Origin of the sequence: Flavivirga algicola, assembly GCF_012910715.1 — a bacterium.
Classification (GTDB): domain Bacteria; phylum Bacteroidota; class Bacteroidia; order Flavobacteriales; family Flavobacteriaceae; genus Flavivirga; species Flavivirga algicola.
Window position 1 is genome coordinate 166,308 of sequence record NZ_JABBHF010000004.1, and the last position, 14,489, is coordinate 180,796.

Below are 14,489 nucleotides of genomic sequence, written 5' to 3' on the forward strand. Positions count from 1 at the left end.
AATCACCCTAGTTTAGAATTTCCAAATGGCATAAAACTGCCAATAATTAAAACTGTCTTCAAAATTCATAACATAACGGGCACCTAAACTTGGACCAATTCTAGCGAAACCAGCTGTAGCCTCAAATAACAAGCCTGTTCTTAAATTGCTAAAAGAATTCGTAGTGCTAAACATGTCTTCCTCGGCATCCATAATTGGAAAGTCTGGAGAATCACCTTCAAACTGTTCTATTAAAATATGGCGCTCTTTTTTTTCATTTAAAGAGATGGTATTTTGTAAACCGGCACCCAAACCAAAATAATTATTGATATTATATCTGATTAAAACAGGGATATCCCAGTCGATATTCTCATACGATGCATTGGTCGTTGTCCGTTGAAAAAAACGAAAACCCTGAGGACCATCTTGAATAAATTCTTCAACAACATTGGTTTCGGCATCATAGTTATGCAAATTATTCATAAGCTCTATTTGCCAATACCACCTATAGGACTTATAAGGAGATAAGGTGGCGCCAAAAAAGTAACTTTCAGAATTTTTTAAGTCGCTAAAAGAATTAAAACCAACCTTGGCACCAATGGATATACCAGGTAGAAAACGAGTGGTTGCGTAGTTAGTGATAATTGGGTCGTTTTTATCAAAAATAATAGCAGTTCTACTTTTGGTCTTCTTCTTATGAAAATCTTTGGCAAACTTAATCTTGTATTTTACAAATCCTTTTGTAGAATCGTATTCTTTTACATTTTTTTGTTCGCTTCCAGGGAGATAAATATTTTTAAAAGTAAAAATAGCTTGAGTATCTGTAAATGTGGTATCCAAGCAACTATAAAGGACTTCCTGTTTGGGGCATATATCACATTTAGGATACATATCTACAACTTTTAAAGTCGATTTGTCCAGCATTTCAGGAATATCGGTTTCCAATCGTATAGTTCTTGCTGGTCCTTCTCCATTATTCTGAAATTTGATTTTATATTTTAAGGTTTTAAAACGCACCAATCTATAATTCATAAAGGTGCCATTTGATGACATTTTGTTAGGATCGTGTGAAGTGACAATTTCCATTTCCATGTCTTTCACTTTGTGATTGTCGTAATTGTCATCAGGAATATAAATACCACGAACCGATATAATGGCACTGGTATCTTTAACCATCTCAGGTGTCGTTTTTAAACTGAAAAAGATATGACGCTCTTCATCAGGTTGCATATTATCGAATTCCAACAGACTCCAATCTTTGTAATATGCTTTAGATTCTGAAATAGTTAGTGGCAAATTGGTCTTTTCTGTCGAATCTTGTAATGTCATACTTGATTTAATAATATCCTTATTTAAGGAAGCTAAGTAAGAGTCATCATCAATATTATTAGTATATGCAAAGCCATCATCTAAAATGCTTCTCTCATTATGATGGGTTCTGGTTTCTAACAATTCAAAATTATTGGCTTTGTACTTAAGCTCATTATAGAAGAGGTATATTTTTCCGTTAGTTACATAGTCCTTATTGTTTTTATAGCTCATTATGGCGACTATTTCTTCTTCAGGAATGGGTTCACGGTTGCGTTTTAATGCAAAGTCCACATCCATGATTGCCAGATCTTGATAGTCGGTTGTAATAGTATTAACAACTATTTTTTTAGGTCTTGATTTAGGCGGTTTACCTGTATCGTAATTATTAGTGGCCCATAACTTTACTTCATATTCACCTTTGTTTTTATAAACATGTTTTGGTTTTTCCTCGGTACTATAATGCCCGTCACCAAATTCCCAGTAATGCGTGTAAAATGTTTTTGGCGCACCAGCAATTTGATTTAGGGCTGGTGTTTCTGGAATGAAAAATGTTTCGTTACCATTTGTCACGCTCTTAATAGTTGCCGTTCTTGTAAGGGTATCGTTTACAAGCAATCTTTGGGAGTAACTATATGCACATAAAAAAGAAAAGCAAATAAAAAGGAATCGTTTATCCATGGAAATAAGGTTAATAGATTTTAAATATACAAAAAGTGTCATTTTAAAGCCGTTTCGTATCATTATAACTCATGATGAAAAACAAAGATGAGATATAATCATTAAAATATTGGCGAGTAATACCGATATAATAATAGCGATTATAGTAGATATTGCATTTGTTTTTTTCATGATGCTATTTATAATGATATACAGAGCCTCTACATTTTGTTACCTCTTTTAATTAAAAAAATAGAATAATTGTTTGCCTTGTTATATGTTTTTTTGATAATTATAATATACGTCTGTAATCTGTTTTGTTATATTTGAGTACATATTAATAAGAATGATTCTTTGTTTTTAAACATTGTATCATTTAAAAAATAACATAACCAGAACTCAATCTAATATGTTTTAAGCGGTGTATTATACCCAATTAAAACTATTTCTATTAATGAAATATATAACTGTATTTTTTGCGTTTACATTAGTAATTTCACCTCAAATCCACACTGTCTGAACCAAATAATTGAAGATGGAATTGAGTTGGGGGAACACCTTTAATGGAAAACTATTCTAATTAAAAGATAAAACTGTTTACAACTAAAAAGAGGGTGAAAAATACTAAAAACCTACTTTGAAGAACTTAAAAATAAGGCTATGAGCATGTTGAAGCATTTGCAATCAATGAAATTATATGAAATCGAATCGTTACCAGAAAGAATAGAAAATTTCCACCTTTCTGAGGTAAATAATTATGATGAATATATACTAGAAGAACCTCCGCGTTTTTTTTCTGAAGATGAGCAGGCATGGATAGATTTTTCAGTCAAAGAAGTGAAATATCTAATAAATGCTCATGAGGATATGATTATTAGTGAATCAAAAAAAGATAATAAAAAATATATGCCAATTGCTGGAATACAAGATCTCATAGATTTTTTTGCCATTGATGTTAGTGATGATAAGTGCCCTGTTTATTATGGAGATATTGAAGATGGTGAATTTAGAAGGGAGTCTAGCTCTTTGGATGATTTTTTAAGATATTATATAAGAAAGGGAGATCCTGAAATATAATTTTGAAACACAAAAAATAAGATATAAAAAACCAGAAACTATAAATAAGTTTCTGGTTTAATACCCAAGATTAACAATTAAAGTTAACCCTTTATAAGTAGGAAATCAAAAAAAAAGCAGATGTTTATGGTAAACCATTAATAATGGTTGTTAATTGTGCTTCTGTAGCTATTGATGTGTCGCCCTCTGTAAACGTTACAACACCATTTTCAGTAATCGTTACCGCTTTTATAGCATATTTCCAGTTCTCACCATCTTCAGTTGCAAAAATAATGTGACACTCTAATCCAATTGGGATAAGACCATAATGCTCGCTAAATAAACCTGTTTCAGAATCGTAAGTGTCTAAATTTGCTAAGCCAGCATCTTCCCCATCATATGAGATATAAACAGCGCTATTTGTATTGTCATATCCTTCAGGTACAGCTACTAAGATGGTTGTTTTTGGACGTGGGTCATTATAAAAACGGTCTACGTTAGACCACCCAAACGATTGGAAAAAACCATAATATTGATTGCCTTCACCAAATACGCCACCTTCACCTTGAGCTCCGTCGCGTTCTACTTCATCCCAGGCGAGGTTGCCGTCTTGGTCTATAACGCCTTCCCAAAGTGTCATATCATTATCTACACCTCCAGTTAAATCTGCTGGAATTTGCATTTGAAACCCACAAGTCGTTTCTAAAGAAACACCATTTTGAGTCGCATCTACAAAAAATTCGCCTCCAGAAATAAGCAGTCCTTTGTCTCCATTTGGCAGCATTCCCATAGTAGGTTTGTTTGTTGTAAGCATACTACCTTTGTCAAAGAGCTCAACGAATTCTACGTCTACTGTTCCTGTAACAGCCTCTCCGTTTAAGGTCAAACAAGAGCTGCTAATAAAAATTTGTACACCCTTTTCAGATGTAAGCATGATGTTTCCGTCGTCAGTATTAAACTGAAATGTTTGTGTTAAGTTTTCTAAAGCGGCTTCTTTTATTTTGTTAAAATCTTCAGCAGTTGGACGGATTAGAATATCACCGTCATTGTCGTCGTTTTTTGTACAGCTTGTCAATAACAAAGCTGATATTAAAACGATTCCAAAAATGTTTTTAAAATGTTTACTCACAATATTAATATTGTTTAAGTGTTCGCGAAATTGTTTTGAAATTTTCATGATTAATTGGGTTTAAAATTTATTATTCAAGTTTAAATAAACAGGGCAACTGTTTTGTTACCCTGTTTCGACAATTATTTTTTATTGTTGAGGTTGACTGATTATTTTTTTGGACACAATAACATCGCCAGAAGATACTAGTTGCATCATTTTATATGCGTATGCTTCTGTTGAAGAATATCCTTTAGCAAACCCTGTTGCAGTTTCAACTTCCCAGAAATAATTTCTTTTAGAGTTGTTTTTTGCTTCTATCTTCAAAACAAAGAAGCTTTCAATTTTTGAGGCTCTTATAATTTCTCCAGAGCTTGTTAAAAAAATCATTCGCTTTGCATCTTCTATAGAAAATGAAGTTCCAGAATAAACACCTTTATCGGTTTCTACTTTCCAATCATAAACTTTAACTAAGTTTTCATTTGTAATGTTTGTACTATGAGCTGTTGTGCTAAGGTGAGATGTTGAAGTTGTGGCATGAACGTTTAGTATTGATAAAACTACAGTACCTATAATTAAAAAGGATTTTTTGCTCACGTTATTAAGATTGCTTAAGTATTCGTGAAATTGTTTTGAAATTTTCATGATTTCTAATTTTTATGGATTAATTAAAATGTTTCAGTATTTTACTGTGACACCCTTATATCAAATCCATTTAAAAATTGTTACCCTTTTATTTCAAAGTTTTTTACTTTAGTAGCAAATACAAGGGTTAATGAGTGAAAAAAAAATACACGAAGACCAAAAATATATAGACGGATTACTTAAAAATAACTCGTTTATTATACAGGCTATCTATGATAAGTTTGTTCCTAAAGTAATTAACTATATAAGGCAGAATAGTGGAGATAATGATAAGGCCCAAGATGTTATACAGGATACTTTAATAACAATTTATAATCAAGCAAGCCAAAAGAAATTACAACTCACTTGTCCGTTTGATGCCTATTTCTTTTTGTTATGCAAAAGGAAGTGGTTGAATGAATTAAAAAAATCTTCTAATAAAGAGGTAACAATTAATGAAGACGTTTTATCTAAAGGTGACGACGCTCAAGAACTTGCTTTTGAAACATCTGTATTTGGTGAGAAACAAGCTTTATTTACAGAAATGTTTCAAAAACTTGGAACTGCTTGTAAAGATTTATTAACGGCTACTTTTAAAATAAAATCAATGGAGGAGGTAGCAAAAAGTTTAGGTGTAACATATGCCTATGCTAGAAAAAAGAAATCTTTATGTATTGGTAAATTAACAGAGCTGGTTCGAGAGTCACCAAAATTTAACCAACTTAATAATTAATAGCCATGGAAGAAGATCAGAATTACATATTATTTGAACCCTACTTATCTAAAGAATTATCTCAAGATGACATAACAGCTTTTGAGTCACGATTAAAAAATGAATCGGATTTTAATCAAGCATTTAATACATATAAAGAACTGTCTTCTTTTTTAGAACATAAATTTGAAGAAGAAGCTGCCTCAAATGCATTTCAGAATAATTTAAAAAACATTTCTAATAGGTATTTTGAAAAGCAAAAAACGTCTAAAAAAACAGAGCGCTTTAAACTCTGGCAACTTGCCATAGCCGCAAGTGTTGTTTTATTAATAGGAATCTTTACGTTCAACAATTTCTCTAGTCCGACTTTTAGTGATTATAATAATTATGAAACCATTAGTTTGACCGTAAGAGGTAAACAAGAAACACTTTTAAAAACCGCCGAGAACGCTTTTAATAATAGAAATTTTGCTGAGGCAGAAACTGCTTTTAGTCAGTTATTAGCCAAAGACGATTCAAATAAAGAATTACAATTATATAAAGGGATTACATTATTAGAGTTAGATAAATTTGCTGAAGCCGATAATCTATTCGGTAAACTTTCTAATAGCCCATCGGTTTATAAAAACAAAGCCACCTGGTATTTGGCTTTAAGTAAATTGAAGCAGAAAGATTATGATGCCTGTTTAGAAATATTGAAAACCGTACCTGAAGATGCAGATGATTATTTACAAGCACAACAGCTTATTAATGAATTGGATTAAGGTTTGCATGGTCTCAGAAATCTTGTTGGTTTTATTTTAAAATAAAGATGTTTCAAGTCTATCAGTTTTTTCATTGGTGAAAGTTTGTGAAATTGGTACCAAACTTTAAATACTTCATTATTTTTGTCAAATGATTATCACAGATACGCACACCCATTTATATAGCGAAGCATTTGATGAAGATAGAAACGAGATGATAGATCGTGCTATAACGCAAGGAGTTTCCAGGTTTTTTATCCCAGCCATAGATTCTGGGTACACAGAAGCGATGCTTCAGCTTGAAGAAGACTATCCTAATAATATGTTTTTAATGATGGGGTTGCACCCTACACATGTAAAAGACAATTATAAAGAAGAGTTAAAACATGTCGAAGACATGCTCGCAAAACGACATTTTTATGCGGTGGGCGAAATAGGTATTGATTTATATTGGGATACATCAACATTAGGAATTCAACAAGAAGCATTCAAACATCAAATTAAGCTTGCGAAACAATATAAACTACCAATAGTTATACATTGTAGGGAAGCATTTGATGAAATATTTGAAGTTTTGGAAGCAGAAAAAAGTGATGACTTATTCGGTATTTTTCACTGTTTTACAGGAACACTAGAGCAGGCACATCAAGCTATTTCTTATAATATGAAATTAGGTATAGGAGGTGTCGTGACTTTTAAGAACGGAAAGATCGATACCTTTTTAAGCCAAATAGACATAAAACATCTTGTTTTAGAGACAGATGCTCCTTATCTGGCACCTGTACCATATAGGGGAAAGCGAAATGAAAGTACTTATGTTATAAAGGTATTGGAAAAACTAGCAGATATATATGATGTATCTTTAGAAGAGATAGCGGCAATAACGACCCAGAATTCTAAAGATGTTTTTAAGGTATAACATATGGGCAATATAAAACCAAAAATATTACTAATATATACGGGTGGTACCATTGGTATGGTTAAAGATTTTAAAACAGGGGCACTACGTGCATTCGATTTTAAAACGCTTTTAGAAAAAATTCCTGAATTACAGCTTTTAGATTGTAATATAGATACAACATCATTTAAAGAACCTATAGACTCAAGTAATATGAATCCAAAATATTGGGTTCAAATTGCAGAGTTAATAGAAACTAATTATAATGATTTTGATGGTTTTGTGGTTTTACACGGTAGCGATACCATGAGCTATACTGCCTCGGCTTTGAGTTTTATGTTAGAAAATTTAGCCAAGCCAGTTATATTTACTGGAGCCCAATTACCAATAGGTTATTTAAGAACCGATGCCAAGGAAAACCTAATTACATCTATACATGTTGCTTCATTGCAAAGCAAGCGAAAGCCATTAATTAGGGAAGTATGTTTGTATTTTGAATATAAGCTATATAGGGCAAATAGAACTACAAAAATAAATGCCGAACATTTTGAGGCTTTTGCATCTTTAAACTATCCCGATTTGGCAGAGTCTGGTGTTCATTTAAAAGTTAATGAAGAATATTTATTTAAACCCGATTTAAATAAAGCTTTAAAGGTTCACAAACAATTAGACAGTAATATAGCATTAATAAAACTCTTTCCAGGCATTACAGAAAATGTATTACAAAGTATTTTCGATACTTCGGGTTTGAAAGCTATTATCATTGAAACCTACGGCGCTGGAAATTGTACAACCGAGAAGTGGTTTCTTAATATATTAAAAGAAAGTATTTTAAGAGGAATGTATATAATAAATGTTACTCAATGCTCAGGCGGAAGCGTCATGATGGGGCGTTATGAAACGAGTAATGAACTAAAAAAGATAGGCGTTATTTCTGGAAAAGATATCACAACAGAGGCTGCAATAAGTAAATTAATGTATTTATTAGGACAAAATATTACAGGTAACAACCTCAAAACCATCTATGAATCCCCCCTAAGAGGGGAAATGTCTTAAAATTAACTCTCAAAATTTTAACGTTCGAAGATTTTTTTGTTATTTGAGCCCCTGTAATTAGAATGTAACAAAATTACAGAGAGGTGGCCGAGTGGTCGAAGGCGCACGCCTGGAAAGTGTGTATACGTCAAAAGCGTATCGAGGGTTCGAATCCCTTCCTCTCTGCTGTTATTTTATTCTTAATTGCTTTTTTTTTAATATCTTTAACACTTTAACTAATATTTTTAAGATCTAGAACATGAAAAGATTATTTTCTATCCTTGCCATAACAGGAATGGTGGCATTTGGAACTACTAACGCAACAACAATTGCAAACACAAATACAGCTGTAACGACAACTACTGTTAGTACTATTCAAGAAGAAACTGAGGCTGCGGCGACAGCTGACGAACCTCTTGGATTTCATCAAGAATTGAAAAAACGTTTTATTGAAGGTGGAGCTGGCTTTATGGGGATTGTATTATTATGTTTAATTCTTGGATTAGCAATTGCTATAGAAAGAATTATCTTTTTAAACCTTTCAACTACAAACACAAAAAAATTAACACAAAATGTGGAGGATGCTTTATCTTCTGGAGGTGTTGAAGCTGCAAAAGAAGTATGTAGAAATACAAAAGGACCTATCGCATCTATTTACTATCAAGGATTAGATAGAACAGATGAAGGTATCGAAGCTGCAGAAAAAGCTGTTGTGGCCTATGGAGGTGTTCAAATGGGTCAATTAGAGAAAAATGTATCTTGGATTTCATTATTTATCGCTTTGGCACCAATGCTTGGTTTCATGGGAACGGTAATAGGTATGATTCAAGCATTCGATAAAATTGAAGCTGCTGGAGATATGCAACCATCTCTTGTTGCTGGTGGTATTAAAGTGGCACTTTTAACAACTGTATTTGGTTTGATAGTGGCTATTATACTTCAAATTTTTTACAATTATATTATTGCTAAAATTGATAGTATTGTTAACGATATGGAAGATGCTTCTATTACGTTAATGGATCTATTAATTAGAAATAAAAAGTAATAATTAAATATAAAAAATTATGAAATCACATAAAATTTTAAAAATAATAGCTTTCGCACTTGCTATTATTGGCGCGATTTTTGCGCTAATGATTATAGCAGGAGATGAAGAAAGAGCTCTGAGTATGAGTGGTAATATGCTATACATCGCATATATTGTACTTGGGATCATATTAGTAATGGTTTTATTATTTGTTTTAAAAGGACTATTTGCAGGAAATATTAAAAAGACTTTAATGACCGTTGGTGCTTTTTTAGCCATTATTCTTATATCTTATTCTATATCTTCAGGTACAGATTTAGACCTAAAACCTTTTACAGATAAAGGGTTAGATGTTACTGAATCGACATCTAAAAAAGTAGGTGCTGGATTATATGCATTTTATGTATTGGCTTTTTTAGCTATTGCATCAATGGCATACTCTGGAGTAAAAAAATTATTTAATAAATAAAATAAATTATGGCAAAAAGAGCAGCACCAGAAGTAAATGCAGGCTCCATGGCCGATATCGCATTCTTACTATTAATATTTTTCTTAGTAACGACTACTATTGAGACCGATTCGGGAATTAATAGAAAGCTTCCGCCTATGGAAGAATCTGATGAAGACGTTGTTATCAAACAAAGAAATATTTTTACCGTATTATTAAATGGTAGAGATCAATTACTTGTAGAAGATGAGTTAATGGAGCTTAAGGATTTAAGAGCAGCGGCAGTTGAATTTTTAGATAACGGAGGCGATGGGTCTTGTGATTACTGTCAAGGAAAGAAAGATAAGTCATCTTCTGATAATCCAGATAAAGCAATTATATCTTTAAAGAATGAGCGTGAAACAACCTATAAAACTTATATAGCTGTCCAAAATGAATTGGTAGCGGCTTATAATGAATTAAGGGATACCAGAGCTCAAGCATTATATGGAAAGTCTTTTGCAGAAATGCAAGCAGATTACAAAGATGTAAATTGGCCAGGGAATAAGGAAAACTTAAAAGCTAAGATAGATCAAATAAAAGTTGATTATCCGCAAAAGCTTTCAGAAGTACAATAATTTAACATTCTATAAATATGTCTAAATTTAAAAAGAAAAAAAGCGGTGATATGCCAGCGGTTAATACAGCATCTTTACCAGATATTGTATTTATGTTATTATTCTTCTTTATGGTGGCTACAGTAATGAGGCAAAACACCTTGAAAATTGAGAATAATTTACCGTTTGCAGATCAAGTGGAGAAACTAGATAAAAAAGATTTAGTTATGTATATTTATGCTGGTAAACCAAGTGCTAATTATACGCAGTATGGTAAAGAGGCTAGAATACAACTTAATGACGATTTTGCTAGTGTAAAAGATGTAGCTGCTTTTATAGCTGCAGAGAGAGCCTCAAAGCGTGAAGAGTTAATACCATTTTTAACGACGGCTTTAAAAGTAGATAGTGATGCTAATATGGGCCTAATTGGTGATATTAAGCAAGAGTTAAGAAAAGTAAATGCGCTTAAAATTAACTACACGACTAAAAAAGGTTCTGTACTAGGAAGAGAATAGTTTTTATACTCTTAAAATTTTATATGTTAAGGCGTTTTGATTTATCAAAACGCCTTTTAATTTTTTAAAACCTAGACAATTTTGGTTATCATTGTACCTAAATAGAATAACAACATTATTAATGAAATATCTATTTATAGCCCTATTTTTTTTAACGAGTAGTTTTATATGCTGTTTTACCCAAGAGCTTAATGAACAAGTGATAGACTCGCTTTATAAGGAGGATCAATTTTATGCAGGTATAACTTATAATTTACTAGGTAAAAGGCCCACAGATGTTTCTCAAAGTGGTTTTTCTCTAGGATTTCATCTGGGATTTATAAAAGATATGCCTATTAATAAAAATAGAAATATAGCCATTGGTGTAGGGCTTGGGTATTCTGCCAATTCATATAATCAAAACCTACTTATAAATAAAGACGCCATAGGTAATACAACTTATACTATTTTGGATAATAGTAGTACTTATGCTAAAAATAAGTTTTCTAGTCATTTAATTGAGCTTCCCATTGAGTTTAGATGGCGCACATCTACAGCAGCAGATTATAATTTTTGGCGTATTTATGCTGGTTTTAAGCTAGGTTATGTGTTAGCTCATACAGCCAAGTACAGAGGCGATTTAGGAAAGCTAAGACATACCAATATTAAAGATTTTAATGACTTTCAATATGGTTTAACACTTAGTGCAGGTTATAATACATGGAATTTATTTTTGTATTACGCTTTAAATCCTGTTTTTTCTGGTGATGCCCGTTTAAATGGAGATCAAATGGATATGAATGCTATAAAAATTGGCTTGATGTTTTATATATTATAGTTACCATGCATTAAAGAAAAGGTATTCTGGAATTGAGATAATCGAAGAAACTTATGACTGTATTAAGCCAACTTTCATCATCCTTAGGACAAAAAGGAAATGGCGCAAATATTGCTTTAGCTAAAGGAATTGCAGAAGCCGAAAATAATAATGCAATTCAGGAACTTATTAAGAATTTGAAAAACAAGGATAAAAAAATTCAAGCTGATTGCATAAAAACTCTTTACGAAACTGCCTATATAAAACCTGACTTGATTGCTAATTATTATGTAGAATTTCTGGAATTACTATCGAGTAAAAACAATAGGTTGGTTTGGGGAGGAATGATAGCTCTAGCAACAATTTCGGATTTAAAAAGTAAGGAGTTATTTGAATCAATAGAGCTGATTTCTAATACTGTAAATAAAGGTTCTGTAATAACGGTTGATGCAGGAGTTGAAATATATACAAACCTCAATAAATATTCGGAGTTTCAAGGCAAAGTTGAGAACTTGTTGATTGACCAACTGTGGAAATGTCCAATTAAACAATTACCTAAATACATGGAAAAATCAACTATATTGATAAATGAGAAGAATAAAGAAATTTATCAAAAAATAATAAATGAACGAAAGGCAGAATGTGAAAAAGAGTCACAGGTAAAACGACTTGATAAAGTATTGAAACTGATTGAAAAATTATAAAAACGCATAGTAACAATGGTTATAAGTAATTACTCGTTCTCGCCTACTACTTCTGAAAATCCTCACGGATTTTCAGTTTGGTGTGTATTTGCAAAGTTTAGTGTAAACCCTAATCTTTAACTTGTGTAAACTATGTCTCTTAACGAACATTCCATGAAGATGGGATCTATTATAACCAGTAAGGTACTAAAATCAACTGCGGAAGCATTCCAATAAAAACCCCCATAATAAGTTCTTTATAAGTATGCGCATTTAAGTGTAGTCTGGATGTAGCGATGGCACCCATTATAATGACTACTAAAGCCAGTGTATTATTAATATTTATACTAAAATGGATGCTTAGGGTAACAAAAAACATAAATAACCCAGAAATAGCAATCATATGTATGCTTGCTTTAAATTTAAGAATGGCTAACATTAAACAAGCCATGGTAGAGATTAATATACCAACAAAGAAGAAATAAAGTTCTATAATTTGAGATGGTGTTATAATGCGTTGTAACACTATTATAACCACAAAGCAATTTAGTATTAACGGAATAATACGTTCTTTTGTGGTTTTCAGATAAATTGATTTTACCTTGCCTAATGTTTTTAATAAAAAATAAAGAAGGATGGGTAAAATTACGGTTAGTATAAAAAGAGAAACTAACTTTGCTTTTACTATTTCCTCGGGAATAAACCGGGGTGAGTTATCAAAATAGAAAAGGACACCCAATAAAGGCATAAATAATGGATGAAAAATATATGAGATACTTCTAAGTATTTTATCCATTATATTTTTTTACGTAATCGGGCAACAGGAATATCTAGTTGCTCTCTATATTTTGCAACGGTACGACGGGCAATTGGATAGCCTTTTTCTTTTAAAATAGTTGCTAAAGTTTCATCGGTGAGAGGTTTCTTTTTATTTTCTTCTTCTATGACTGTTTCTAATATTTTCTTTATTTCTCTGGTAGAGACATCTTCTCCCTGATCGTTTTTCATAGATTCAGAGAAGAACTCCTTAATTAGTTTTGTTCCGTAAGGCGTGTCTACATACTTGCTATTTGCTACCCTGGATACTGTTGAAACATCCATAGAAATTTCGTCGGCGATATCTTTAAGAATCATAGGCTTTAAGTTACGTTCGTCGCCTGTTAAGAAATAATCCTTTTGATAATGCATAATAGCACTCATGGTAACAAATAAGGTTTGCTGACGTTGTTTTATGGCCTCAATAAACCATTTTGCAGCATCTAGCTTTTGCTTGATGAAGATAACAGCATCTTTTTGTGACTTAGATTTGTCTTTAGTGTCTTTATAACCTTTAAGCATATTATTATACTCTCTAGATACATGCAGCTCTGGTGCATTTCTTCCATTAAGTGTTAGCTCTAATTCTCCATCTACAATTTTAATAGCAAAATCTGGAACGACATGTTCAACAATTCTATTATTCCCAGCATAAGAGCCTCCAGGCTTTGGATTTAAATGTTCAATTTCTGAAATGGCTTCCTTTAATTGTGTTTCGGAGATATCAAATTTTTGAATTAATTTTTTATAATGCTTTTTTGTAAACTGATCGAAAGCATTATCAATAATATCAATTGCTAGTGCACAAGATTGTGTTTTCTCTTTTCTATGTAGCTGAATGCTTAAACATTCTTGCAAACTTCTGGCTCCAACTCCTGCAGGATCTAATTGATGTACAATTTTTAGAACATCCTTAATCTTTTCTTCGGTAGTATAAACGTTTTGTGTAAAAGCCAAATCGTCCATAATATCACTTAATTCTCTTCGTATATAGCCACTTTCGTCGACGCTACCTACTAAGAATTCTGCAATTTCACGCTCTTCATCATCAAGACGATAGGTGTTTAATTGATTGATTAAATGTTGTGTGAAAGAAGTTCCAGCAGCATATGGCATCGTTTTTTCATCATCATCGCTACTATAATTATTTGCTTGTGTACGGTAATCTGGAATTTCATCATCACTCAAATATTCATCAACATTAATGTCATCGGCATTTATAGACTCACTATCATTGAAATCTTCAGCATTATCAAACTCAGAATCGTATTCATTATCATTATCGGCTTTCCCGCCTTCAAGAGCAGGGTTTTCCTCCAATTCTTGTTTTAAGCGTTGTTCGAAAGCTTGTGTAGGCAGTTGTATCAATTTCATTAATTGAATTTGCTGCGGGGATAATTTTTGGGATAATTTAAATTGTAAATACTGCTTAAGCATATTCTGATTTGGTTTAAGATAAAAGTAAAAAAAAACTTTTACCTGTAA

16 protein-coding genes and 1 tRNA gene are annotated in these 14,489 nt (G+C 32.1%); 12 read left to right on the plus strand and 5 right to left on the minus strand.

Going from position 1 to position 14,489, the window contains the following annotated elements:
• Positions 1 to 12: 12 nt before the first annotated feature.
• A complete protein-coding gene (locus HHX25_RS08230; protein WP_169672500.1) occupies positions 13 to 1,968 on the minus strand; it encodes a DUF7849 domain-containing protein in 1,956 nt (651 codons plus the stop codon).
• Between the two features lie 645 nt (positions 1,969 to 2,613).
• Here HHX25_RS08230 and HHX25_RS08235 point away from each other — a divergent pair.
• Positions 2,614 to 3,024, plus strand: a complete 411-nt coding sequence (locus HHX25_RS08235) for a hypothetical protein (protein ID WP_169672054.1) — start codon at positions 2,614 to 2,616, stop codon at positions 3,022 to 3,024.
• 124 nt (positions 3,025 to 3,148) lie between these two features.
• On the opposite strand, the gene HHX25_RS08240 is transcribed toward HHX25_RS08235, so the two are convergent.
• Together HHX25_RS08240 and HHX25_RS08245 are read right to left on the minus strand one after the other, a co-directional pair.
• Positions 3,149 to 4,180 (minus strand): hypothetical protein, encoded by a 1,032-nt coding sequence (locus HHX25_RS08240; protein WP_205958020.1) that lies wholly within the window; start codon positions 4,178 to 4,180, stop codon positions 3,149 to 3,151.
• Positions 4,181 to 4,261: 81 nt separating this feature from the next.
• Positions 4,262 to 4,756: a hypothetical protein gene (locus HHX25_RS08245; RefSeq protein WP_169672056.1), complete on the minus strand. Its 495-nt coding sequence runs from the start codon at positions 4,754 to 4,756 to the stop codon at positions 4,262 to 4,264.
• A gap of 130 nt (positions 4,757 to 4,886) precedes the next feature.
• Here HHX25_RS08245 and HHX25_RS08250 point away from each other — a divergent pair, with 130 nt between their 5' ends.
• From HHX25_RS08250 to HHX25_RS08300, 11 genes are all read left to right on the plus strand, one after another.
• Positions 4,887 to 5,468 (plus strand): RNA polymerase sigma factor, encoded by a 582-nt coding sequence (locus HHX25_RS08250; protein WP_169672058.1) that lies wholly within the window; start codon positions 4,887 to 4,889, stop codon positions 5,466 to 5,468.
• A 5-nt stretch (positions 5,469 to 5,473) separates the two neighbouring features.
• Complete coding sequence (locus HHX25_RS08255) at positions 5,474 to 6,211, plus strand: tetratricopeptide repeat protein (RefSeq protein WP_169672060.1); 738 nt, start codon at positions 5,474 to 5,476, stop codon at positions 6,209 to 6,211.
• Between the two features lie 130 nt (positions 6,212 to 6,341).
• Positions 6,342 to 7,109, plus strand: coding sequence for a TatD family hydrolase (locus HHX25_RS08260; protein ID WP_169672062.1), 768 nt, complete (start codon positions 6,342 to 6,344; stop codon positions 7,107 to 7,109).
• Positions 7,110 to 7,112: 3 nt separating this feature from the next.
• The gene (locus tag HHX25_RS08265) at positions 7,113 to 8,144 is read left to right on the plus strand and encodes an asparaginase (protein ID WP_169672064.1); all 1,032 of its coding nucleotides are present in this window, start codon (positions 7,113 to 7,115) and stop codon (positions 8,142 to 8,144) included.
• 77 nt (positions 8,145 to 8,221) lie between these two features.
• Positions 8,222 to 8,309: transfer RNA gene (locus HHX25_RS08270), tRNA-Ser, on the plus strand.
• A 73-nt stretch (positions 8,310 to 8,382) separates the two neighbouring features.
• On the plus strand, positions 8,383 to 9,168 hold the full coding sequence (locus HHX25_RS08275) for a MotA/TolQ/ExbB proton channel family protein (protein WP_169672066.1): 786 nt from the start codon (positions 8,383 to 8,385) through the stop codon (positions 9,166 to 9,168).
• Between the two features lie 19 nt (positions 9,169 to 9,187).
• Positions 9,188 to 9,619, plus strand: a complete 432-nt coding sequence (locus tag HHX25_RS08280) for a hypothetical protein (protein ID WP_169672069.1) — start codon at positions 9,188 to 9,190, stop codon at positions 9,617 to 9,619.
• An 8-nt stretch (positions 9,620 to 9,627) separates the two neighbouring features.
• Positions 9,628 to 10,215: an ExbD/TolR family protein gene (locus tag HHX25_RS08285; RefSeq protein WP_169672071.1), complete on the plus strand. Its 588-nt coding sequence runs from the start codon at positions 9,628 to 9,630 to the stop codon at positions 10,213 to 10,215.
• Positions 10,216 to 10,232: 17 nt separating this feature from the next.
• The gene (locus tag HHX25_RS08290) at positions 10,233 to 10,709 is read left to right on the plus strand and encodes an ExbD/TolR family protein (RefSeq protein ID WP_169672073.1); all 477 of its coding nucleotides are present in this window, start codon (positions 10,233 to 10,235) and stop codon (positions 10,707 to 10,709) included.
• A gap of 121 nt (positions 10,710 to 10,830) precedes the next feature.
• Positions 10,831 to 11,526 carry a porin family protein gene (locus HHX25_RS08295; RefSeq protein WP_169672075.1) on the plus strand — a complete coding sequence of 232 codons (696 nt, stop codon included), beginning with the start codon at positions 10,831 to 10,833 and terminating at the stop codon, positions 11,524 to 11,526.
• 53 nt (positions 11,527 to 11,579) lie between these two features.
• Entirely contained in the window at positions 11,580 to 12,209 is a 630-nt protein-coding gene (locus HHX25_RS08300; protein ID WP_169672076.1) for a restriction endonuclease subunit S domain-containing protein, read from the plus strand.
• A 169-nt stretch (positions 12,210 to 12,378) separates the two neighbouring features.
• Here HHX25_RS08300 and HHX25_RS08305 read toward each other — a convergent pair whose 3' ends face one another.
• Together HHX25_RS08305 and rpoN are read right to left on the minus strand one after the other, a co-directional pair.
• On the minus strand, positions 12,379 to 12,984 hold the full coding sequence (locus HHX25_RS08305) for a hypothetical protein (protein ID WP_169672077.1): 606 nt from the start codon (positions 12,982 to 12,984) through the stop codon (positions 12,379 to 12,381).
• Positions 12,984 to 14,441: an RNA polymerase factor sigma-54 gene (gene rpoN, locus HHX25_RS08310; RefSeq protein WP_169672078.1), complete on the minus strand. Its 1,458-nt coding sequence runs from the start codon at positions 14,439 to 14,441 to the stop codon at positions 12,984 to 12,986. Before rpoN ends, HHX25_RS08305 begins: the two co-directional genes overlap by 1 nt.
• Positions 14,442 to 14,489: the final 48 nt, after the last annotated feature.

What these genes read in the sequence shown, in the direction of transcription:
- HHX25_RS08230 (WP_169672500.1), bottom strand. Translation starts at nt 1,968, where the DNA reads ATGGATAAACGATTCCTTTTTATTTGCTTTTCTTTTTTATGTGCATAT.
- HHX25_RS08235 (WP_169672054.1), top strand. Translation starts at nt 2,614, where the DNA reads ATGTTGAAGCATTTGCAATCAATGAAATTATATGAAATCGAATCGTTA.
- HHX25_RS08240 (WP_205958020.1), bottom strand. Translation starts at nt 4,180, where the DNA reads ATGAAAATTTCAAAACAATTTCGCGAACACTTAAACAATATTAATATT.
- HHX25_RS08245 (WP_169672056.1), bottom strand. Translation starts at nt 4,756, where the DNA reads ATGAAAATTTCAAAACAATTTCACGAATACTTAAGCAATCTTAATAAC.
- HHX25_RS08250 (WP_169672058.1), top strand. Translation starts at nt 4,887, where the DNA reads ATGAGTGAAAAAAAAATACACGAAGACCAAAAATATATAGACGGATTA.
- HHX25_RS08255 (WP_169672060.1), top strand. Translation starts at nt 5,474, where the DNA reads ATGGAAGAAGATCAGAATTACATATTATTTGAACCCTACTTATCTAAA.
- HHX25_RS08260 (WP_169672062.1), top strand. Translation starts at nt 6,342, where the DNA reads ATGATTATCACAGATACGCACACCCATTTATATAGCGAAGCATTTGAT.
- HHX25_RS08265 (WP_169672064.1), top strand. Translation starts at nt 7,113, where the DNA reads ATGGGCAATATAAAACCAAAAATATTACTAATATATACGGGTGGTACC.
- HHX25_RS08275 (WP_169672066.1), top strand. Translation starts at nt 8,383, where the DNA reads ATGAAAAGATTATTTTCTATCCTTGCCATAACAGGAATGGTGGCATTT.
- HHX25_RS08280 (WP_169672069.1), top strand. Translation starts at nt 9,188, where the DNA reads ATGAAATCACATAAAATTTTAAAAATAATAGCTTTCGCACTTGCTATT.
- HHX25_RS08285 (WP_169672071.1), top strand. Translation starts at nt 9,628, where the DNA reads ATGGCAAAAAGAGCAGCACCAGAAGTAAATGCAGGCTCCATGGCCGAT.
- HHX25_RS08290 (WP_169672073.1), top strand. Translation starts at nt 10,233, where the DNA reads ATGTCTAAATTTAAAAAGAAAAAAAGCGGTGATATGCCAGCGGTTAAT.
- HHX25_RS08295 (WP_169672075.1), top strand. Translation starts at nt 10,831, where the DNA reads ATGAAATATCTATTTATAGCCCTATTTTTTTTAACGAGTAGTTTTATA.
- HHX25_RS08300 (WP_169672076.1), top strand. Translation starts at nt 11,580, where the DNA reads ATGACTGTATTAAGCCAACTTTCATCATCCTTAGGACAAAAAGGAAAT.
- HHX25_RS08305 (WP_169672077.1), bottom strand. Translation starts at nt 12,984, where the DNA reads ATGGATAAAATACTTAGAAGTATCTCATATATTTTTCATCCATTATTT.
- rpoN (WP_169672078.1), bottom strand. Translation starts at nt 14,441, where the DNA reads ATGCTTAAGCAGTATTTACAATTTAAATTATCCCAAAAATTATCCCCG.